The organism is Methyloligella halotolerans, assembly GCF_001708935.1.
GTDB classification, from domain to species: domain Bacteria; phylum Pseudomonadota; class Alphaproteobacteria; order Rhizobiales; family Methyloligellaceae; genus Methyloligella; species Methyloligella halotolerans.
The window spans coordinates 296,504-315,647 of record NZ_MASI01000002.1 but is presented as its reverse complement, the minus strand read 5'-3'; the positions used below and the strand labels follow the sequence as shown (position 1 = coordinate 315,647).

Sequence of the window (19,144 nt, the reverse complement as noted above, 5' to 3'; positions counted from 1 at the left end):
GGATTAGCGGGTTGACCGCCGCTGCTTCTCTTCGATGCCGGAAGTGCCGACCCGCGCTTCCAGTTCCTTCAGCACGTCGGCCACGTCGATATTCCGGCACTCCAGCACCACGAGCAGATGATAGAGCAGATCGGCCGCCTCGCCCGTGAGCGCCTTGTCGCTTTCGGACATCGCGGCGATCACCGTCTCCACGGCCTCCTCGCCGAGCTTCTTCGCCGGCTTCAGCGGCGCGCCATCGATCAGCCGGCGCGTGTAGGACACGGCCGGATCGGCGCTGCGCCGCGACCGGATCGTTGCGGCGAGATCTTCGAGAATGCTGCTGCTCATGGGGCGCTCATACACCGGAATGGGGCGATGGGAAATGGGGTGCGGCGTCAAACGTCGAGCCGCATGGCAAGGCCGGCCTCGGCCATATGCTGCTTGGCTTCGCTTATCGAATACTCGCCGAAATGGAAGATCGACGCGGCAAGGACCGCGCTGGCGTGCCCGTCCCGCACGCCCGCGACCAGATGATCCAGATTGCCGACGCCGCCCGAGGCGATCACCGGCACCGAAACCGCATCTGCGATAGCCCGCGTCAGCTCCAGATCGAAGCCCGCGCGCGTACCGTCCCGGTCCATGGAGGTGAGAAGGATCTCGCCGGCGCCGAGAGCCACCACCTCGCACGCGTATTCGATCGCGTCGATGCCCGTGGGTTCGCGGCCACCATGGGTGAAGATTTCCCATCGCGGCGCCTCGCCATCGGCCGAAACACGCTTCGCATCGATGGCGACCACGATGCACTGGGCGCCGAACTTCTCGGCCGCTTCCTTCACGAAATGGCGGTTCCTCACCGCCGCCGTGTTAATCGAGACCTTGTCGGCGCCGGCTTCCAGCAGCTTGCGGATATCGTCGACCGTGCGCACCCCGCCCCCGACCGTGAGCGGCATGAAGCAGCGCTCCGCCGTCCGCTCGACCACGTCGAAGATGACGTCGCGATCCTCGTGACTGGCGGTGATATCGAGAAAGCAGAGCTCGTCCGCACCGGCCGCATCGTAGGCCGTTGCCGCCTCCACCGGATCGCCCGCATCCTGAAGATCGACGAAATTGACGCCCTTCACGACGCGCCCGTCCTTCACGTCCAGGCAGGGTATGACACGCACTTTCAGCATTCCGGGAGCATTACGACGAATGGGCGCGCCGATCTAGCGGCGATCGCGCAGAAACTTAAGGATCCAGGTCAACGCGAAGACCGCGCAGAGGATGCACAAGGCAGTGAAGCCGATCGGGACCGTCGCGATGCCGAACCAGCCCATCATCATCAGAGTGTAGAGGCCGTGCCCGTAATCCTCGCCGCCGATCATGCAGGGCTGGATGGAGCCTTCATTGAGGCTGCAGCCGTAGTAATCGGCGACAAGACCCGCGCCCATGGTGACCCATAGCGGCGCTCCCGCGATGAGCACGATCAGGAAGAACAGGATGAGGAACCATTTCAGGCTCATGCCGGCTAACCCGCTGCCCTGGAGATCAGGCCTTCCCAGATTTCTACACCGCGACCGTGGCGCGGCGTAGAAGACCATGACCCCCAGATCCCTGTTATCCCCAGCCCGGCCACTGCCGGACAGGGCTGGATCGACAGGGCTGAACGGACCGCCCTATGATTCCTCGAGAGGGCGAATCGATGGAATTGATCGACACCATCTTCGGTGTGACGGGGGATACGACCTGGCCGCAGGAATGCGCCCGGGCGGCCGTCATCTTCTTCTATGGGCTGCTTCTCATTCGTCTCGCCGGCCGCCGGACCTTCGGCCAATGGTCGGCCCTCGACGTCATCGTCTCCGTTACCGCCGGCTCCGCCTTGAGCCGCGCCCTGACAGGCAACGCGCCCTTGGGCGGCACCATGGCGGCCGTCACGGTTCTCATGGGGTTGCATTGGCTGCTGGCGCAGATCGTCTCCCGCAACAAGGCCGCTGCCAGCATCCTTGAGGGTAACCCGATCGTGTTGGCGAAGGGCGGCAAGTTGAGCCAGCCGGAATGCCATCGCCACGGCGTTTCCCACGCCGATATTTTGGAGGCGCTTCACGGCGCGGGGCTGGAGAGGGTCAATCAAGCCAGGCTCGTGACCCTTTCGCCCAACGGCGTGATCACCGTTATCCCTGGAAAGGCGGCCTAGGCGCGCTTCGCGTCCGCGGCGGCAATCAGCTCCAGCGCGCGGTCCACGTCGAGCCGGCCGTCATACAGCGCGCGGCCCGCGATGGCCCCCTCGAGCATCTCGAATTCCGGCTGAAGCAACCGCTCCACATCGTCCACCGAGGCGAGCCCGCCGCTGGCGATGATCGGAATGGAGGTCTGCTCGGCCAATTCCTTGCAGGCTTCCAGATTCAGACCCTTCAGCACGCCGTCCCGGGCAATATCCGTGTAGATGATCGCCGTCACGCCCGCGTCCTCGAACCGGCCTGCGAGCTCGGCCGCGGAAAGCTCGCTCGCCTCCGCCCAACCTTCGATAGCGACCTTGCCGTCGCGCGCATCGATCCCCACCGCAATTTGGCCGGGGAATTTCTTGCACGCCTCTTTCACCAGATCCGGATCGCGCACCGCCGCGGTCCCGAGAATGACCCGGGACACGCCCCGCTGGAGCCACATCTCGATGGTGGCGAGATCGCGGATGCCGCCGCCGAGCTGGGTCGGAATATGGATGGCGTTCAGGATCCCTTCCACCGCCTCGCCGTTCACCGGCTTGCCTTCGAAAGCGCCGTTCAGATCGACGATGTGCAGATAGCGGAAACCCTGCAGGGCGAATTGCTCGGCCTGGGCGATGGGGTCGGCATTGAACACCGTGGCCTTGTCCATCTCGCCCTGGACCAACCGCACGCATTCGCCGTCTTTGAGATCGATCGCGGGAAATAGGATCATGGCCGCCATTTCAGGAAATTCTTGATCAGGGAGAGGCCGAGCTTCTGGCTCTTCTCCGGGTGGAATTGGCTGCCGGCGATGTTGTCCTTCGCGACCAGCGCCGTGAGCGGCACACCGTAATCGGTCGTCGCCACCAGCGCATCCGCGTCGCTCGGCACGAAATGATAGGAATGCACGAAATAGGCGTGCAGCCCCTCCGGACCGGTCTCGATCCCTTCGAGCAGCGCATGGGGCTTCTGGGACTGCAGCGTATTCCAGCCCATATGAGGGATCTTCAGTTCCGGCTTGCCCGTATCGATGGCCCGCACCTCGCCGGAAAGCCAGTCGAGGCCCGGCGTATCGCCATGCTCAAGCCCGCGCGTGGCGAGCAGCTGCATGCCAACGCAAATACCCAGGAACGGCTTTCCGTCCGTGTGCACCGCCTCATCCAGCGCTTCCACCATGCCATCCACGGCCATGAGTCCGGCACGGCAATCGGCGAAGGCCCCGACACCCGGCAGCACCACACGCTCGGCTGAACGCACGTCGTCCGGATCCGACGTCACCTTGATGGCGAGATCGGAGCCGCTTTCCTTGGCGACCCGCTCGAACGCCTTGGCGGCCGAGTGGAGATTGCCGGAACCGTAATCGATGATCGCTAGATGCACGTGATGAACTCTTCGAACGTCAGGCGTTGGGGAAGGAGCCGATGATGCCGTCGTCGGCAGCGCCGCCGGACACGGGCTGGCCTTTCCCGCTCATCTTCGCCGCGGCCGCTCTCGCAGCGCTAGCTTTCCCGGCCGTGGTTGGCTTGCCCGTATCGACACTACGCCCGCGCGCCGCTGATCGGGTAGCCAATCCGAGAAGAACGCCGCTTCCGCGCGTTCCCGATTGCCGCCGATCACCATGCGAACGAGCTGATAGCCCTTCCGCTCCAACGAATAGCGGCGCAGACCGTTCGCCTCCAAAGCGAAGAAAATCATATAGCCGAAACCCGCCCAATCACTGATCGCGGTTCCGACATTGCTCATGGACAGCAACAGATCCAGGACAACGAAGCCGCCTAGATAGAGCACCAGCACGAGCCACATGCGATGGTAGATCAGCCAGAGCGGCGCCACGAAGAGCGCCGGCCAGCTGAACCCGTCCTTCACGAAGACGAGGCTGTCGGCCCGCTCCACCAGATCGGCGGCAGGTTCGTCGGGCTCGTATACGGAATAGAGCGCCACGCGCGCGGCTCCCTTTCGGTCGATGCGAAATCTCTAAAGCCGGCCCTTGGTCGAGGGCACGCGGCCGGCCTGCCGCTCGTCGATCGAGACGGCATCGCGAAGCGCCCGCGCCAACGCCTTATAGCAGGTCTCGGCGATGTGATGGTTGTTCTCGCCGTAGAGATTCGTCACATGCAGCGTGATCCCGGCGTTCTGGGCGAAGGCCTGGAACCACTCCCGGAACAGCTCCGTGTCCATCTCGCCGATCTTCGCGCGGGTGAACTCCACATCCCAGATGAGATAGGGACGCCCGGAGACGTCGAGCGCCACACGGGTCAACGTCTCGTCCATGGGCAGATAGCAGGACCCGTAGCGGGTGATGCCCGTCTTGTCGCCCAGGGCCTTGGCCACTGCCTGGCCCAGCGCGATACCGGAATCTTCCACCGTGTGATGCTGATCGATATGCAGGTCGCCCTTCGCCTTGAGGGTGATATCGATCAGGGAATGGCGAGCGAGCTGCTCGATCATGTGGTCGAAGAAACCCACCCCGGTCGCCACATCGTAGGCGCCGGTGCCGTCGAGATCGACGCGCACGGAAATCTCCGTCTCCTTGGTGGAGCGGTCGATCTCTGCACGGCGGGGCGTATCGCCCCCAATATCGTCTGCCGGTTTCTGCATAGTCGGAATGATAACCCAAACGTCTTAGCAAATTGGTATCCAGCCGCATTCGCTGGTACCCCTTTGCCGCATGGTCTAGGCCTTGAACCGAAAAATTGCCATCCCATATCGCGAGACATCATGACGAGTCCCACTGACTCCTCCCCCCAAATCTGGCACGGAACCACCATTCTCACCGTTCGGAAGGACGGCAAGGTGGTGATCGCCGGCGACGGACAGGTCTCCCTCGGGCAGACCGTGATCAAGGGGAACGCCCGCAAGGTGCGCCCCCTCGGCAACGGCCAGGTAATCGCTGGCTTCGCCGGGGCGACCGCGGATGCGTTCACCCTGTTCGAACGCCTCGAGAACAAGCTGGAGCGCTTTCCGGATCAGCTGAAGCGCGCCTGCGTCGAGCTCGCCAAGGATTGGCGGACCGACCGCTATCTGCGCCGCCTGGAGGCGATGATGATCGTCGCCGACAAGGAAGAATCCCTCGTGCTGACCGGCACCGGCGACGTGCTCGAACCCGACAATGCCGTCATGGGTATCGGCTCCGGCGGCAACTATGCCTATGCCGCGGCGTTGGCTCTTCTCGATACCGATCGAAGCGCCGAGGAGATTGCCCGCAAGGCCATGGAGATCGCTTCGCGCATCTGCGTCTACACCAACGACTCCGTTGTCGTCGAACAGCTGGACGCGGTTACCTGAGGACATTTCAGACCCCGCCATGCCGGCTCCGCCTAGGCACGGCGCAGTAGAGTAAGGCCGATATGAGCGACTTTTCACCCCGCGAGATCGTATCCGAGCTGGACCGGCACATCATCGGCCAGAAGGACGCCAAGCGCGCCGTGGCCATCGCCCTGCGCAATCGCTGGCGCCGCCAGCAGCTCGAAGGCGAGATGCGCGAGGAAGTGCTTCCCAAGAACATCCTGATGATCGGCCCGACCGGCGTCGGCAAGACGGAGATTTCCCGCCGCCTCGCCAAGCTCGCCAACGCCCCCTTCATCAAGGTGGAAGCGACCAAGTTCACCGAGGTCGGCTATGTCGGTCGCGACGTGGACCAGATCATCCGCGATCTGCTGGAAGCCGGCATCTCCGTGGTGAAGGACGTGAAGCGCAAGGAGGTCGAAGCCCGCGCCCAGCTCAATGCCGAAGAGCGGGTGATCGACGCTCTGGTCGGCCATGGCGCCAGCGCATCCACCAAGGAATCCTTCCGTCAGAAGCTGCGCTCCGGCGAGCTCGACAAGAAGGAGATCGACATCGAGGTCGCCGACAACAGCTCCGGCATGCCCTCCTTCGAGATCCCCGGCATGCCCGGAAGCCAGGTCGGCATGATCAATCTCAACGACATGCTGGGCAAGGCCATGGGCGGTCGCACCAAGTCCCGCCGGGTCACGGTCGAGAATAGTTTCGATCTCCTCATGGGCGAGGAATCCGACAAGCTCATCGACACCGAACAGATCCTCCAGGAAGCCATCAAGCTCGTGGAGAATGACGGCATCGTCTTCCTCGACGAGATCGACAAGATCTGCGCCCGCACCGAGCGCGCCGGCGCCGATGTCAGCCGCGAAGGCGTGCAGCGCGATCTGCTACCCCTGATCGAAGGCACCACCGTCGGCACGAAATACGGGCCCGTGAAGACAGACCATATCCTGTTCATTGCTTCAGGCGCCTTCCATGTCGCGAAGCCTTCGGACCTTCTGCCCGAGTTGCAAGGCCGCCTGCCCATCCGGGTGGAGCTGCGGGCGTCGACCGCGAGGATTTCCGTAAGATCCTCACCGAGACCAAAGCGTCGCTGGTGAAACAGTACGTGGCGCTCATGGCGACCGAAGGCCTGGAGCTTCAGTTCACCGACGATGCCATCGACGCCATCGCCGATATCGCGGTGGAGGTGAACACCAATGTGGAGAATATCGGCGCCCGCCGCCTCTCCACGGTCATGGAGCGCATCCTGGACGAGGTCTCCTTCACGGCCTCAGACCAGAGCAACCAGACCCTGGTGATCGACGCGGCTTACGTGAAGCAGCATATCGGCGATCTCGCCAAGAACGCCGACCTCTCGAAGTTTATTTTGTAGGGTCTGTGCTCTCGTCCAGCCTCTGAGTCATCACCGGGCTTGTCCCGGTGATCCATGAACACCGAGTCGAGATCGCTAACACAGAGGGCATGGATGCCCGCCACAAGGGCGGGCATGACACTCCACCAAGGAGCTGGAGCCTGTACTCGGCACGAGTGTCTCCTTACCGCACCCGCCGAAGCCGCACATAGAGCGCGCCGGCGCCGCCCAGGCGCTGGGGCGCTTCCGAGAAGCTGACCACGACGGATGCGAGATCCGGCTGGGTCAACCAGCCCGGCACCTGCTGGCGCAAGACGCCCCGCGGCTCTTCCATATAGAAATTCTCGGATGTCGATTTCGCCGTGCCCTTGCCGGTGATCACCAGAACATGACGAAACCCCTTGGCCTGGGACTCCATCAGGAACCGGCGCAAGGCCGAATGGGCATGGCGCTGCCGCATGCCGTGAAGATCGAGCTTCGCCTCGACGGGAAGCCTGCCCTTCTCCAACTTGCGCGCGGTGCCGCGGTCCAGCGCGATCGAGGCAGGTGCCGGCGGGCCGGGCTTTGCCGGAGGCTTCATGAGCGACGGCTTCGGGGCGGCCGGCGAATCTTCCGGGTCTTTGAGCGTCTTGGATGCACGGATCTTGGTGGGCGGCTTCGGCAGAGGGGCTGCGCGAACGTCCCGCTTCTTCAGCGGAACGACGGTCCCGGCGATCTTGTCCCAGAGCGAAGCGTCGTCGTCTTCGGTGTCGGGAAGGTCCGGGCCGCCTTTTGGTTTTTTGCCCATGGTCTTGCCCTCGGCGAATCGAACTCTCCGGGCGGCAAGGCCTTAATTGGCGGTCTGGGTCGCGACGAGCTTCCAGTTCGGATCGCGCGAAGAGATCTCGCGGGCGAAGGTCCAGATGTCGTTCACGTCGCGAACGGTCTCCGGATCGCCTTCGATGATGTCGCCGTCGGAATCCCGCACCAGGGTGATGAGCTCGCTGGTGAAGCGTACGGTGATCTGCTCGACCCCCTGCTTCACCTCGGCCTCGATGATATCGGCCTTGTTGATAGCGATTAGCGAGGTCTCGACCCGCTCGCCGCGCTCCTGGCGTTCGGACATGCTGCGGCGGAAGCTTTCGAACACCTCGTCGTCGACCAGCTGCTGCAGCGTGGCCTCGTCCCCTTCGGCGAAGGCGCCGATCACCATCTCATAGGCGACTTTGGCCCCCTCCAGGAACTGGTCCGGATCGAAGGTCGGGTCGGCCCGCATCACCTCGGTCAGAGCCTTGGCGAGTTCGCTGTCTTTCGGTGCATGGTCTTCCAAGCGTGCCTCGATATCGGCGGCCGAGGGCTGGGACTCGGCCTCTTGCGCAGGAGCCTGATTGCGGCTGCGCGGCAGATCCACGACGGTATCGCCCGGTTTCTGCGGTCCGACGGAATTCTCGCTCGGAGAATAGGGATCGTATGGCGGGCGCTCGTTCCCGGTGCGTCTTCCCAGAACGCTGCGGAGGCGCCAAAAGATCACCACCGCCAGCACGAGGAAGAGCAGGGTATAGATGTCGAAGACTTCACTCATCGTTTGCCGTTACCCGCTTGTGGGAAAGGAGCCCGCTCACTTCGCGAGAGGCATATCAACTGATATTGGAACTCACGTAAGCTTTTGCCAGCGGAACCTTAGAATTCCGTATCGATAAGACCGGCTGACAGGCATTTTTTGCAACTTACGGCATCGCTTCCCGCGCGCCAACCTCAATCGGGACTTCGTCGCACCCGTGGCGAGGCGGTGTCAAACCGCTCCGGACCTGCGCGGGATGTCATTTGCGGCCGTCTCGCGACCGTGCTAGCGACAGCGCAACGCGCCGCCGGGCGGGAATGCGACCCTCGGCTGCGACCCGAAGAAAGCGATTTGAGGCACTATCACCGATGGCAGACGAGACGCAAGCTGGCGAAGGCGCCAAAGAAGCAGGCCAAGGCAGCCAGCAGGTCACGCTCAACGTTCTGGCGCAATACATCAAGGACATGTCCTTCGAGAGCCCGAACGCGCCCAAGACCTTGCAGCCGGGCAAGACCCAGCCCCGGCTCGAAGTTTCCGTCAACGTGCAGGCCTCAGGCGTCGGCGAGGATCTCTACGAGGTGGTGCTGAGCCTCGAGGCCCACGCCAAGACCGACGACGACGTCGTCTACAATATCGAGCTGCTCTATGGCGGCATGTTCCGCGTCAAAGGCGCGAGCCAGGAAATGCTGCAGCCGATCCTGTTCATCGACTGCCCCGCGCTCCTGTTTCCATTCGCCAGGCGTGTCATGGCCGATGTCAGCCGCGATGGCGGCTTCCCGCCCCTGCTGCTCGATCCGATCGATTTCCGCACCCTCTACCGCCGGAATCTCGAGAACGCCCAGAAGGAAGCGGGCTCCGGCCCCAAGAACTGAGCCCCTGACTGCAAATCTGCGGCCGGTCGCGAGCGTCTCGCTTCGGAAGACCGGACTAGAGCCGGTTCCAGAGGGCGTTTTCGCCGAGCGTCTCGATAAAGGCGGCATGGGCCTGCGCTTCGCCTGCGCTGAGCCGCGACGGCAGCGGCGCAGGTCTTGCGGTCGCAACCGGTGCGATGCCGCCGATCGGACTCTCCTCACCGCTGCTCACGGCAAGCTCAAGCCTGGCCTGATGTCCGCCGACCAGCTCCACATAGACCGAGGCGAGCAGCTTGCAGTCGACGAGAGCACCGTGATGCTTCTCGCGGGCGGAGAGATCGACCCCGTAGCGCTTGCATAGCGCATCGAGGCTTGCCGGCGATCCGGGATGCCGCCGCCGCGCCAGGGCGAGCGAATCCACGACATTCTCCCACGCCAGCAGCATCCGCTCGCAGCGCTCGAACTCAGCGTTGAGAAAGGCGAAGTCGAACGGCGCGTTGTGCATGATCAGCCGGGCGCCTTCGACGAATTCGAGTAGCTCGTCCGCCACGTCGAGAAACAGCGGCTTGTCGGACAGGAAATCCGCCGAAAGCCCATGCACCCGATAGGCCTCGTCCGGCATGTCCCGCTCGGGGTTGATGAAGCGATGCCACTCGCGCCCCGTCGGGATGCAGTTCAGAAGCTCGATGCAGCCGACCTCGACGATCCTGTGCCCGTCCGCCGGCTTAAGACCCGTCGTTTCCGTATCGAGAATGATCTCGCGCATAAATCGTCCCGCTGAAAATCTAGCTCTCCAGCCGCCCCCGCAGCTTCTCCCAAACCGCGCCCTCGCGGCCGCGCAAATCGTCGATCACCTTATCGACCTGACGCGCCACGTCTTCCAGGCTACCGCCCGTGTCCACAACGAAGTCGGCCCGTGAGCGCTTTTCCGAATCGGGCATCTGCCTGGCGAGCAGCGCCTCAAACTTTTCCTCGCTCATGCCCGGCCGTGCAAGCACCCGTTCCCGCTGGGCCTCCGACGGCGCGCTGACCACAACCACCGCATCGACACGAACCTCCGCGCCGGCCTCGTAAAGAAGGGGAATTTCGAGCAGCACCATCTCGGCACCCCGCGCCTCCTCCTCGCGCAGAAACTCGAGTTCGCGCTTCACGACCAGCGGATGGATGATCGCCTCCAGCTCCCGCAGTTTTCCCGGGTTTCCGGAAACCTGCTTGGCCAGGAGCCCGCGATTGACCGTGCCCCCCGGCGCCACGCCGGGAAAGGCGGCCTCAATTTCGGCGACCGCTTCTCCCTCATAGAGATCGTGCACGATCCGGTCGGCATTGCAGACGGGAATGCCCCGCTCGGCGAAACAGGCCGCCGTCGTGGTCTTTCCCATACCGATAGAACCTGTCAGTCCGATCACCAGCATCAATTTTGCCCGGATTGCAGATCGGCGACCACCATCGCCCGGAGTTCCGGCGTCACCTCGGGCCGCACGCCGAACCAGCGTTCGAACCCCGGCACGGCCTGATGCAGCAGCATGCCGAGCCCATCGACCCCCACATTGCCCCTCCGGCGGGCCTCCGCCAGGAGCGGGGTCTCAAGCGGCGTATAGACAATGTCCGCTACGACCGCATGGCTCGGCAAGGCGTCGAGCGCGAGTTCGAGCGGCGGCTGTCCAATCATGCCAAGGCTCGTCGTGTTGACCAGAAGATCGCACGCCGCGATAGCGCTCGCTGCCTCGTCCCACGCAACCGTCTCGAGCATCTCGCCGAAGCTTTCCGCCAAGCTCCGGCGCGAGCTTTCGTGCGGTTGGCGATCACGATGTGCGCCACGCCCGCCTGCTGCAGCCCATATATAATGGCGCGGGCCGCACCGCCCGCTCCAAGGATGACGGCCGTCGCGCCCTTCAGCTTAAGCGCCGGTGCCGAAGCCTTGAGATGGGTCATGAATCCGTAGGCGTCCGTGTTGTCCGCCTGCAATCGCCCGTCGGAGGTGAACCACAACGTATTCGCCGCACCGATGGCCCGCGCCGCAGGATGGGCGTTTGCCGAAAGCCGAAGCGCCTCTTCCTTGTGGGGCAGCGTGACGTTGCATCCCGCAAAGCCCTGCGCCCTCAGCGTGGACAGGAACCGCTCCAGCTCCTCGGGCGGTACGGCGATCTTCTCGTAGTCGCCGTCGATGCGGTAGTCCTGCAGCCAATATCCGTGGATCATCGGTGAGCGGGAATGCTCGATTGGCCATCCGATAACGCAAGCTTTGATCATACCGGACCGGTCATCCCTCGATCACGTTGCGCGCGCGAAGCTCCGCCAGGAGAGGCAGCAGCGGCAGGCCGAGGATCGAGAAGTAATTCCCTTCGACCTTTTCGAACAGCTGAACGCCGAGGAACTCGAGCTGGTAAGCCCCCACCGATCCCAGCACCTGCTCGCCGGCCGCCGCCAGATACCGCCCGATGAATTCCGGGCTGAGGGTCCGCATCGTCAGCCGCGCCACATCCGTATAGGCCCAGACGGCTTCGCCGTCCTTGGCCAGCGCCACCGAAGTATGCAGCTCATGGGTTTTGCCCGAAAGATCGAGCAGAAGCCGGCGGGCGTCTTCCATATCGTCCGACTTGCCGATGATCTGATCGCCCAGCGCCAGCACCTGATCGCCGCCGATCACGTAGGCTTCCTTGGCCAGATCGCTGATCGCTTCCGCCTTCGCCCGCGCCAGGACCTCGGCCACGTCGCCCGGACGCAGCAATTCCTCGCCGCTGATAGCCTCGCGCATCGCCGCTTCGTCCAACCCCGGCGCCTGGAGAACGACATTCAGCCCCGCCGCCTCGATCAGCTTGGCGCGGGTCTGGCTGGAGGAGGCGAGAATGAGAGGCGGGCGATTATTCTGTAGGAAGGAGGTCATGCTTCGAGCACCGGATCTTCGCGGTCGTCATAAAGTCTCAGGATGGCCGCCGCGGTCTCTTCGATCGACCGCCGCGTCACATCGATGATGGGCCAGCGATGGCGCGCGCAGATCTGCTTGGTCTCGGCGATCTCTGCGGCGATCGCATCGCGGTCCACATAATCTTCTACATGGGATTTAAAATGCTCTAGCACCCGATTGTGACGGACTTGGGCGATCCGGTCGGCCGAGGCGATCAAACCGACCACCAGGGCACGTTTCACGCTCTCCAGCTGGGGCGGCAGGGGTATCCCGCGCACCAGCGGCACGTTCGCCGTCTTGAACCCGCGATTGGCGAGATAGATTGAGGTCGGCGTCTTCGACGTCCGGCTGATCCCCACCAGCACGATATCCGCATCGTCGAGCCGCGGCGGCAGATTGCCGTCGTCATGCATCATGGAGAAGTTCAGCGCCTCGATGCGGCGGAAGTAATCCGCATCGAGGGCGTGCTGCGCCCCCACCGACGGTGTCGACGGCGTGCCGAGATAGGATTCCAGAACCTGGAGAATGGGAAGCAGCGCCGGCACGCAGGGCACGTTTACTCGGCGGCAGGTTTCTTCGAGCGCATCGATATGCTCCCGGTTGACCAGGGTATAGAGCACGATACCGGGCATCGCCTCGATATCCCGCAACACCCTGTCGAGCTCGCGACGCGTCCGGACGAGGGAGTGCACATGCTCCACCGCCCGAAACTGGGAGTACTGCACCCGGGCCGCCTTCGAGATGGCGACCAGGGTCTCGCCGGTCGCGTCGGACACCATGTGGAGATGGAAGCGGGTCGGGATATCCGTGTTCATATCTTTGGATAACTGTCTAACGACTCCGGAACAATGAGCCGGTCGTCCGAAAGCGTCCAAACTCGCTCATCACTTGCCCGCAGATTTGTTCACAGATTCGCATACGTGGAAAATTTGTGTCGGTTTTCCCGAGTCTGAAAAAGCGATTTTCGCTCCCCATATCCCCACAGGACAGGTCCACATCCCGCACCGGGACTCTTCAACACCATCCTCAAGCCCCCGGAGGCTTGGCAAAGCGGCAATTTTCGTGCGAACACCGCCCCGCCTGTCCACAAGCGTCTTGCAGCCGTCACGGTTCGACCCGGCCGCTTGTGCAGCCTGGCGTTAATACTCCGGGGACGAAGCGGAATGTGCGCAACCCCCAGCCTAAAAGAAGAAGAAGCAATCTAAGAGAATCTTTCTCTCTCTTAGTTTAAGGAAAGCCATGCTCGACACCCAATCCACGAACAACCGGCTGCTCCGGGCCCTCAAGGGAGAGCTCACCGAGACTCCACCCCTCTGGCTCATGCGCCAGGCGGGACGCTATCTGCCGGAGTATCGTGAGATCCGGACGAAGGTCGGTTCCTTCCTGGAGCTCTGCGGAACGCCGGAGCTGGCTGCGGAGGTAACGCTCCAGCCTTTGCGCCGGTTCGACCTCGACGCAGCCATCATCTTCTCCGACATCCTCATCGTGCCGTTCGCCTTGGGCCAGCAGGTGGAGTTCGTGAAGGGGGAAGGGCCGAAGCTCGATCCCATCACCGACGGCAAGGCCATCGCCAAGCTTGAGCGGAAAGCTGCCGGCGACACCTTCGCGCCCGTCTACGAAGCGCTTCGGCGGGTGCGCGCGGAACTCGATCCCGACACCGCCCTCATCGGCTTCTGTGGGGCGCCCTGGACCGTCGCCACCTACATGATCGCCGGCGGCGGCAGCAAGGATCAGGCGGAAGCCAGGGCGCTCGCCTATTCCGATCCGGAGGCCTTCGCCGGCCTCATCGATCTTCTCGTGGACGTCTCGGCGGGTTATCTCATCGAGCAGGTCAAGGCCGGCGCCCAGGTCCTGCAGATTTTCGATAGCTGGTCGGGCAGCCTGGCCGAGGACGAGTTCGCCCGTTGGTCGATTGGCGCCACCAAGGCTCTCGTCGCCAAGGTGAAGGCGGAAGTCCCGGATGTTCCGATCATCGGATTTCCGAAAGGCGCCGGCCCGTCGGCGATTCCCTACGCCCGGCGAACGGGGATCGATGCGATCGGCTGCGACACCAGCCTTCCCCTCCGCTTCATCGCCGACAACCTGCAGAACCTCATGCCCGTCCAGGGCAATCTCGATCCGGTGCTGCTGATGGCCGGAGGCGAGCATCTCGATCGCCGCGTTGGTCAGATCCTCGAAGCACTGGGGGACCGGCCCTTCGTGTTCAACCTCGGCCACGGCATTTTGCCCCAGACGCCGCCGGAACATGTCAGCCGGCTTGTGAGCCTCGTCCGAAGCAAGTAAGCCTATGGCTCGCACGGCGGGGGAATCACGGTCTTCCGCTTCGTACGACCGACGGCAACAGCGACTGGGATCCCGATGCTGATCGCCTACATCAAGGCCTTCCACGTCATCGCCATCATCGCCTGGATGGCGGGGCTCCTCTATCTGCCCCGGCTCTTCGTCTATCACGCGGAGGCCGGCGCCGGCTCGCCCCAATCCGAGACCTTCAAGGTCATGGAGAAGCGGCTCTACCGCTACATCATCAATCCGGCGATGATCGCCTCGTGGATCCTCGGCCTCATCCTCGTCTACTACGTGATCGACTGGTCCCGGGATTACTGGTTTCACGCGAAGCTGACCCTGGTGATCCTGATGTCCGCCTACACGGGCATCCTGGGCAAGTGGACACGGCAGTTCGCCAATGACGAGAACACGCGCTCGCCGAAATTCTACCGGATCGCCAACGAGGTCCCGACCGTCCTCATGGTGCTGATCGTCATCTTGGTGATCGTGAAGCCGTTCTAGGGCGAAAATTGCAGCCCATCCGGGTCTTTTGAGGCCCTGCACGCCGCAAACCTGTTCCCGAATGGGATAAACTCTGCTATAACGCGACTCGCATCCGATCCGGGGCCACGTTATCCAACCCGGAAATTTCAAGAAAAATCGGGTTTTCCGGAGCGGTGCAGGCGCCAGACCTGCTTTTCCCGCTTAAGGTCAATTCCTTTCCTACCGCGACACTTGGGATCGAACTCGGATTCCTCCTTCCACAAGGTGTCACCTCCCAGAACCACTTACCGCTTCCCTTGGAGTTAGCAGCGCATGCAGGAAATGAAGCTGCAAGATTTGAAAGCAAAGACCCCCACCGAGCTTCTGAGCTTCGCTGAGGAGGTTGAGGTCGAAAACGCGAGCTCGATGCGTAAGCAGGAGCTGATGTTCGCGATCCTCAAGCAGCTCGCAGCCCGCGACGTGGACATCACCGGCACCGGCGTGGTCGAGGTCCTGCAGGACGGCTTCGGTTTCTTGCGCTCCCCGGACGTGAACTATCTTGCGGGCCCCGACGACATCTATGTCTCGCCCTCCCAGATCCGCCGGTTCGGCCTACGAACCGGCGACACGGTAGAAGGGCAGATCCGGAGCCCCAAGGAAGGCGAGCGTTATTTCGCGCTGCTCAAGGTCAACACGATCAATTTCGAGGAGCCCGACAAGCAGCGCCACAAGATCCACTTCGACAACCTGACCCCGCTCTATCCGGATGAGTGGCTGCAGATGGAAGTGGACGATCCCACCCGGAAAGACATGACGGGGCGCGTCACCGATATCGTGGCGCCCCTGGGGAAGGGCCAGCGCGGCCTCATCGTGGCTCAGCCGCGTACCGGTAAGACGGTGATCCTCCAGAACATCGCCCATTCGATCACCGCCAATCATCCGGAATGCTACCTGATCGTACTGCTCATCGACGAGCGGCCGGAAGAAGTGACCGACATGCAGCGGTCGGTGAACGGCGAGGTGGTCTCCTCCACCTTCGACGAGCCGGCATCCCGCCATGTCCAGGTCGCCGAGATGGTCATCGAGAAGGCGAAACGCCTGGTCGAGCACAAGCGGGACGTGGTGATCCTGCTGGATTCGATCACCCGCCTCGGCCGCGCCTACAACACCGTCGTTCCGTCTTCCGGCAAGGTGCTGACCGGCGGCGTCGATGCCAACGCCCTGCAGCGCCCGAAGCGCTTCTTCGGCGCGGCGCGCAATATCGAAGAGGGCGGATCGCTGACCATCATCGCGACGGCGCTGATCGATACCGGCAGCCGCATGGACGAAGTCATCTTCGAAGAGTTCAAGGGCACGGGTAACTCCGAAATCGTCCTCGACCGCAAGGTGGCCGACAAGCGCGTCTTCCCCGCCATCGATATCGCCCGCTCCGGCACCCGCAAGGAAGAGCTCCTCGTGCCGCCGCAGCAGCTCAAGAAGATGTATGTGCTTCGCCGCATCCTGAACCCCATGGGAACGCAGGACGCCATCGAGTTCCTGCTCGACAAGCTGAAGCAGACGAAGAGCAACGACGAGTTCTTCGATTCCATGAACACCTAATCCGGAATATTTCCTGCCCTCCCGCTATGCGGGGAAGGGCCTGGAACAACCGAGCGCAGAAGGCGGACGGCTTTGGGCCGACCCGCCTTTTTTCTTGCCAAAACGTCTCTTTCGACACGCCGACCCATGGAAAGTCAGGGTGAAATCCTGGTATTCGTGTGGTGTTTCGCCCGTTGAGGAACAGAATGTCGCAGTTTAATCTTGAGTACTATGGTGAAGATCACAGCGAATACGGAAGTGATCAAGAGATAGGCACGATTGATCAATATATAGTCAGTCGAAAGGGTACGGACGTAAGAACTCCGCAAGGTCTGGTGCACTAGCCTGTGCGTGACGCTATGGGAGAAAATATGCGTTACGACCTGCGAAGCGAGCGGCCGGGCTGGTGGATCCCGCTGCCGATCTTGGGAGCGGCGCTCGTCGCCGTGCTGGGCACCCAATCGGGCGGTATCGTCTTGGGATTTGTCGGCTCGGCCTCTGGCGCGCTGTTGGCCGGCTGGGCGATCAGCCGTCGCCTTAGGATCGTGGCGATGGCGACCGAAAGAGCGGCCGCCGGCGATCGCTATGCAGAAATTCCCAACCAGCCGCCCGGACCCCTCGACGACCTCTCGAAGGCCATCGCCAATCTCAGAGCGGCCGCTCACGAAGCGGACGCCCGCGTGGTCGATCAGCGGAGGCGGGAAGCGGAAGCACGCCTCCATTATGCGGGCCGCAGCTTCTTCACGCATCAGTTTCGCTCCACCGTCGATCAGGTCACCTTGGCGTTCAACCAGGGAATCGATCACATCGGCCACACCGCTGCCGAGCTCTCCACCCAGAACCGCCATATGCACGAGCAAGTGGAGGCCGCAACCCGTTCTGCCGCCACGGCGGGCGCGGACGTTCATGCTCTGGGCGTCGCGGCCCGGGAGATCCTCCACCGCATGCGGCTTTCGGCTGGAGACGTCGCCGAGTCCCGAGAGGTGAGCCAGCGCGCGGTAGGCGATATCGCGAAGGCGGACGAGACGGTACGCAGTCTTGCCCAGGCTGCAACCCGCATCGGGGAGGTCGTAGGTCTCATCCAGACCATTGCGCGGCAGACCTCGCTCCTGGCCCTGAACGCCTCCATCGAGGCGGTGCGCTCGGGCGAAGCGGGCAAGGGCTTCGCCGTGGTGGCCAACGACGTGAAGCGCCTCGCCACCCAGACCGCCCAGGCGACCAACGACATCTCCGCGCAAGTTCGTGACATCCAGGGCGCGGTGGAGGAGACCGCCGCGGCGCTGGGTCAGGTCACGGGAAGTGTCGGCCGTATCAACGATGCGAACGCGCTCCTCCGGGAGGTCCTCGAAGAGCAGACCGCCGAGCTTGACGAGGTTGCCAGTCACGCGAGCGGCGTGGCCCGCCAGATCGCAAATGCGCTTCCCGGGATCGGCGCCGCCGTCGGCCATGTCGACAATGCCAGCCAGAAGGTCATTGGAACGGCCAAGGATCTTATTGGACAGTCTCAAGGTCTGGTCTCGACCGTGGGCCGCTATTTCGCCGACCTGGAGAGCGGGGCCATCAAGATCGGCATTCTGCATTCCCTCTCCGGGACCATGACGGCCAGCGAGCGGCCGCTCCAGGAACTGCTCGTCATGATGATCGAGAAATGCAACGCCGAGGGCGGCGTGCTCGGCCGGCCTCTCGAGGCGGTGATCATGGACCCGCGCTCCGAGCCCAAGCGATATGCCGAGCAGGCCAAGACGCTCATCGAGGAACATGGCGTGGCGGCCATCTTCGGCTGCTGGACGTCGGCTTCGCGGAAAGAAGTTCTGCCGGTGGTCGAGTCCCTCGACAGCCTCCTCTTCTATCCGAGCCAGTATGAGGGCGAGGAGGAATCGTCCAACATCTTCTACACCGGCGCCACGCCGCAGCAGCAGGCGATCCCGGCCGTCGACTACCTCTTGTCCCAAGGCAAGCAGCGCTTCTTCCTGCTCGGTACCGAAACCATCTATCCGCGCACGACCAACGCGATCCTCACCGCCTATCTCCATTCGAAGGGCATCAAGCAGAGCGCCATCGCCGAGCACTACACGCCGTTCAATCATCGGAACTGGGAAGACACCGTCGCCTGGATCAAGTCCTTCGGTGCGGCGGGCGATGCGGCGATCGTGACGACGGTGAGCGGCGATGCGAACATCTATCTCTTCAGGGAGCTTGCCGAGCAGGGCGTGACGGCCGCGTCGATCCCCGCCATGACTCTGTCGATCGGCGAAGCGGAGCTGCCGGCTCTCGCGGGACCTGAGCTCTCCGGTCACCTCGCGGCATGGAATTACCTGCACGAGATCGACTCGGCCGAGAACCGGCGCTTCGTGAATGACTGGCGCCGCTTCTGCGGTGCGCCGAACGTCGTCACCGACGATCCCATGGAAGCGACCTGGATCGGCTTCCATCTCTGGACCAAGGCGGTCGAGAAAGCCGGCACGACCGACACGGCGTCCGTGCGCGATTCCCTTTCTGGAATGCGGCTCTTGGCGCCCAGCGGTTACGAGGTCGTCATGGACGAGACCAACCACCACCTCCACAAGCCGGGCTTCATCGGCCGCATGACGTCGGACGCCCGCATCGTTCCCGTCTGGCACAGCGAGGGCCTGTTGAACCCCCGCCCCTGGAGCCCATGGCTCCTGACCGATACGAGACGCACGCCCTCTCGAAAGACCGAAGCAGCTCCCCTGGCGCTGGCCGGCTGAA

At 63.2% G+C, this 19,144-nt stretch carries 20 protein-coding genes and 2 pseudogenes; 8 read left to right on the top strand and 14 right to left on the bottom strand.

The window, feature by feature from the left end; translation table 11 throughout:
* Positions 1-3: 3 nt before the first annotated feature.
* Genes A7A08_RS05840 through A7A08_RS05830 form a run of 3 tightly spaced genes read right to left on the bottom strand, consistent with a single transcriptional unit; the run spans position 4 to position 1,481 of the window.
* On the bottom strand, positions 4-327 hold the full coding sequence (locus A7A08_RS05840) for a phosphoribosyl-ATP diphosphatase (RefSeq protein WP_069094697.1): 324 nt from the start codon (positions 325-327) through the stop codon (positions 4-6).
* A gap of 47 nt (positions 328-374) precedes the next feature.
* The gene (hisF, locus tag A7A08_RS05835; protein ID WP_069094558.1) at positions 375-1,151 is read right to left on the bottom strand and encodes an imidazole glycerol phosphate synthase subunit HisF; all 777 of its coding nucleotides are present in this window, start codon (positions 1,149-1,151) and stop codon (positions 375-377) included.
* A 33-nt stretch (positions 1,152-1,184) separates the two neighbouring features.
* Positions 1,185-1,481, bottom strand: a complete 297-nt coding sequence (locus A7A08_RS05830) for a hypothetical protein (protein ID WP_069094557.1) — start codon at positions 1,479-1,481, stop codon at positions 1,185-1,187.
* A 179-nt stretch (positions 1,482-1,660) separates the two neighbouring features.
* Between A7A08_RS05830 and A7A08_RS05825 the strand changes: the two genes are divergently transcribed.
* On the top strand, positions 1,661-2,152 hold the full coding sequence (locus tag A7A08_RS05825; RefSeq protein WP_069094556.1) for a DUF421 domain-containing protein: 492 nt from the start codon (positions 1,661-1,663) through the stop codon (positions 2,150-2,152).
* Here A7A08_RS05825 and hisA read toward each other — a convergent pair.
* The 4 genes from hisA to hisB all read right to left on the bottom strand — a co-directional run bounded on the left by hisA (position 2,149) and on the right by hisB (position 4,757).
* Entirely contained in the window at positions 2,149-2,892 is a 744-nt protein-coding gene (gene hisA, locus A7A08_RS05820) for a 1-(5-phosphoribosyl)-5-[(5-phosphoribosylamino)methylideneamino]imidazole-4-carboxamide isomerase (RefSeq protein ID WP_069094696.1), read from the bottom strand. The two genes, A7A08_RS05825 and hisA, sit on opposite strands and share 4 nt — an antisense overlap.
* The gene (gene hisH / locus A7A08_RS05815; RefSeq protein WP_069094555.1) at positions 2,889-3,539 is read right to left on the bottom strand and encodes an imidazole glycerol phosphate synthase subunit HisH; all 651 of its coding nucleotides are present in this window, start codon (positions 3,537-3,539) and stop codon (positions 2,889-2,891) included. Before hisH ends, hisA begins: the two co-directional genes overlap by 4 nt.
* Positions 3,540-3,629: 90 nt before the next feature.
* Positions 3,630-4,100, bottom strand: coding sequence for a DUF2628 domain-containing protein (locus A7A08_RS05810; protein ID WP_069094554.1), 471 nt, complete (start codon positions 4,098-4,100; stop codon positions 3,630-3,632).
* Between the two features lie 33 nt (positions 4,101-4,133).
* Positions 4,134-4,757, bottom strand: coding sequence for an imidazoleglycerol-phosphate dehydratase HisB (gene hisB, locus A7A08_RS05805; protein ID WP_069094553.1), 624 nt, complete (start codon positions 4,755-4,757; stop codon positions 4,134-4,136).
* A gap of 120 nt (positions 4,758-4,877) precedes the next feature.
* Between hisB and hslV the strand changes: the two genes are divergently transcribed.
* Together hslV and hslU are read left to right on the top strand one after the other, a co-directional pair.
* The gene (gene hslV, locus A7A08_RS05800) at positions 4,878-5,444 is read left to right on the top strand and encodes an ATP-dependent protease subunit HslV (RefSeq protein ID WP_069094552.1); all 567 of its coding nucleotides are present in this window, start codon (positions 4,878-4,880) and stop codon (positions 5,442-5,444) included.
* 62 nt (positions 5,445-5,506) lie between these two features.
* A pseudogene (gene hslU / locus A7A08_RS05795) lies at positions 5,507-6,813 on the top strand (ATP-dependent protease ATPase subunit HslU).
* 163 nt (positions 6,814-6,976) lie between these two features.
* Here the strand turns inward: hslU and A7A08_RS05790 are convergent.
* Both A7A08_RS05790 and A7A08_RS05785 read right to left on the bottom strand, forming a co-directional pair.
* On the bottom strand, positions 6,977-7,579 hold the full coding sequence (locus A7A08_RS05790) for a Smr/MutS family protein (protein WP_069094551.1): 603 nt from the start codon (positions 7,577-7,579) through the stop codon (positions 6,977-6,979).
* A 42-nt stretch (positions 7,580-7,621) separates the two neighbouring features.
* Entirely contained in the window at positions 7,622-8,353 is a 732-nt protein-coding gene (locus A7A08_RS05785) for a Tim44/TimA family putative adaptor protein (protein WP_069094550.1), read from the bottom strand.
* Positions 8,354-8,700: 347 nt separating this feature from the next.
* Between A7A08_RS05785 and secB the strand changes: the two genes are divergently transcribed.
* A complete protein-coding gene (gene secB / locus A7A08_RS05780) occupies positions 8,701-9,204 on the top strand; it encodes a protein-export chaperone SecB (RefSeq protein WP_069094549.1) in 504 nt (167 codons plus the stop codon).
* Between the two features lie 55 nt (positions 9,205-9,259).
* Here secB and dnaQ read toward each other — a convergent pair whose 3' ends face one another.
* From dnaQ to A7A08_RS05755, 5 genes and pseudogenes are all read right to left on the bottom strand, one after another.
* Entirely contained in the window at positions 9,260-9,949 is a 690-nt protein-coding gene (gene dnaQ / locus A7A08_RS05775) for a DNA polymerase III subunit epsilon (protein WP_069094548.1), read from the bottom strand.
* 19 nt (positions 9,950-9,968) lie between these two features.
* Positions 9,969-10,595, bottom strand: coding sequence for a dephospho-CoA kinase (gene coaE, locus A7A08_RS05770; RefSeq protein ID WP_069094547.1), 627 nt, complete (start codon positions 10,593-10,595; stop codon positions 9,969-9,971).
* Positions 10,595-11,433: pseudogene (locus A7A08_RS05765) on the bottom strand (shikimate dehydrogenase). Before A7A08_RS05765 ends, coaE begins: the two are co-directional and overlap by 1 nt.
* 10 nt (positions 11,434-11,443) lie before the next feature.
* On the bottom strand, positions 11,444-12,067 hold the full coding sequence (locus A7A08_RS05760; RefSeq protein WP_069094546.1) for a Maf family protein: 624 nt from the start codon (positions 12,065-12,067) through the stop codon (positions 11,444-11,446).
* The gene (locus A7A08_RS05755; RefSeq protein WP_069094545.1) at positions 12,064-12,903 is read right to left on the bottom strand and encodes a pyruvate, water dikinase regulatory protein; all 840 of its coding nucleotides are present in this window, start codon (positions 12,901-12,903) and stop codon (positions 12,064-12,066) included. Before A7A08_RS05755 ends, A7A08_RS05760 begins: the two co-directional genes overlap by 4 nt.
* Before the next feature lie 424 nt (positions 12,904-13,327).
* Here A7A08_RS05755 and hemE point away from each other — a divergent pair, with 424 nt between their 5' ends.
* From hemE to A7A08_RS15475, 4 genes are all read left to right on the top strand, one after another.
* Positions 13,328-14,371: a uroporphyrinogen decarboxylase gene (hemE, locus tag A7A08_RS05750; RefSeq protein ID WP_069094544.1), complete on the top strand. Its 1,044-nt coding sequence runs from the start codon at positions 13,328-13,330 to the stop codon at positions 14,369-14,371.
* Positions 14,372-14,446: 75 nt separating this feature from the next.
* Entirely contained in the window at positions 14,447-14,875 is a 429-nt protein-coding gene (gene hemJ / locus A7A08_RS05745; protein ID WP_069094543.1) for a protoporphyrinogen oxidase HemJ, read from the top strand.
* 294 nt (positions 14,876-15,169) lie between these two features.
* Positions 15,170-16,435, top strand: coding sequence for a transcription termination factor Rho (gene rho / locus A7A08_RS05740; protein ID WP_069094542.1), 1,266 nt, complete (start codon positions 15,170-15,172; stop codon positions 16,433-16,435).
* A gap of 350 nt (positions 16,436-16,785) precedes the next feature.
* The gene (locus A7A08_RS15475) at positions 16,786-19,143 is read left to right on the top strand and encodes a transporter substrate-binding protein (protein ID WP_169822931.1); all 2,358 of its coding nucleotides are present in this window, start codon (positions 16,786-16,788) and stop codon (positions 19,141-19,143) included.
* The last annotated feature ends 1 nt before the right edge of the window (position 19,144 follow it).

Bases quoted from the DNA above. Each gene is read 5' to 3' on its own strand.
- A7A08_RS05840 (WP_069094697.1), bottom strand. From the start codon at position 327: ATGAGCAGCAGCATTCTCGAAGATCTCGCCGCAACGATCCGGTCGCGG.
- hisF (WP_069094558.1), bottom strand. From the start codon at position 1,151: ATGCTGAAAGTGCGTGTCATACCCTGCCTGGACGTGAAGGACGGGCGC.
- A7A08_RS05830 (WP_069094557.1), bottom strand. From the start codon at position 1,481: ATGAGCCTGAAATGGTTCCTCATCCTGTTCTTCCTGATCGTGCTCATC.
- A7A08_RS05825 (WP_069094556.1), top strand. From the start codon at position 1,661: ATGGAATTGATCGACACCATCTTCGGTGTGACGGGGGATACGACCTGG.
- hisA (WP_069094696.1), bottom strand. From the start codon at position 2,892: ATGATCCTATTTCCCGCGATCGATCTCAAAGACGGCGAATGCGTGCGG.
- hisB (WP_069094553.1), bottom strand. From the start codon at position 4,757: ATGCAGAAACCGGCAGACGATATTGGGGGCGATACGCCCCGCCGTGCA.
- hslV (WP_069094552.1), top strand. From the start codon at position 4,878: ATGACGAGTCCCACTGACTCCTCCCCCCAAATCTGGCACGGAACCACC.
- A7A08_RS05790 (WP_069094551.1), bottom strand. From the start codon at position 7,579: ATGGGCAAAAAACCAAAAGGCGGCCCGGACCTTCCCGACACCGAAGAC.
- A7A08_RS05785 (WP_069094550.1), bottom strand. From the start codon at position 8,353: ATGAGTGAAGTCTTCGACATCTATACCCTGCTCTTCCTCGTGCTGGCG.
- secB (WP_069094549.1), top strand. From the start codon at position 8,701: ATGGCAGACGAGACGCAAGCTGGCGAAGGCGCCAAAGAAGCAGGCCAA.
- dnaQ (WP_069094548.1), bottom strand. From the start codon at position 9,949: ATGCGCGAGATCATTCTCGATACGGAAACGACGGGTCTTAAGCCGGCG.
- coaE (WP_069094547.1), bottom strand. From the start codon at position 10,595: ATGCTGGTGATCGGACTGACAGGTTCTATCGGTATGGGAAAGACCACG.
- A7A08_RS05760 (WP_069094546.1), bottom strand. From the start codon at position 12,067: ATGACCTCCTTCCTACAGAATAATCGCCCGCCTCTCATTCTCGCCTCC.
- A7A08_RS05755 (WP_069094545.1), bottom strand. From the start codon at position 12,903: ATGAACACGGATATCCCGACCCGCTTCCATCTCCACATGGTGTCCGAC.
- hemE (WP_069094544.1), top strand. From the start codon at position 13,328: ATGCTCGACACCCAATCCACGAACAACCGGCTGCTCCGGGCCCTCAAG.
- hemJ (WP_069094543.1), top strand. From the start codon at position 14,447: ATGCTGATCGCCTACATCAAGGCCTTCCACGTCATCGCCATCATCGCC.
- rho (WP_069094542.1), top strand. From the start codon at position 15,170: ATGCAGGAAATGAAGCTGCAAGATTTGAAAGCAAAGACCCCCACCGAG.
- A7A08_RS15475 (WP_169822931.1), top strand. From the start codon at position 16,786: ATGCGTTACGACCTGCGAAGCGAGCGGCCGGGCTGGTGGATCCCGCTG.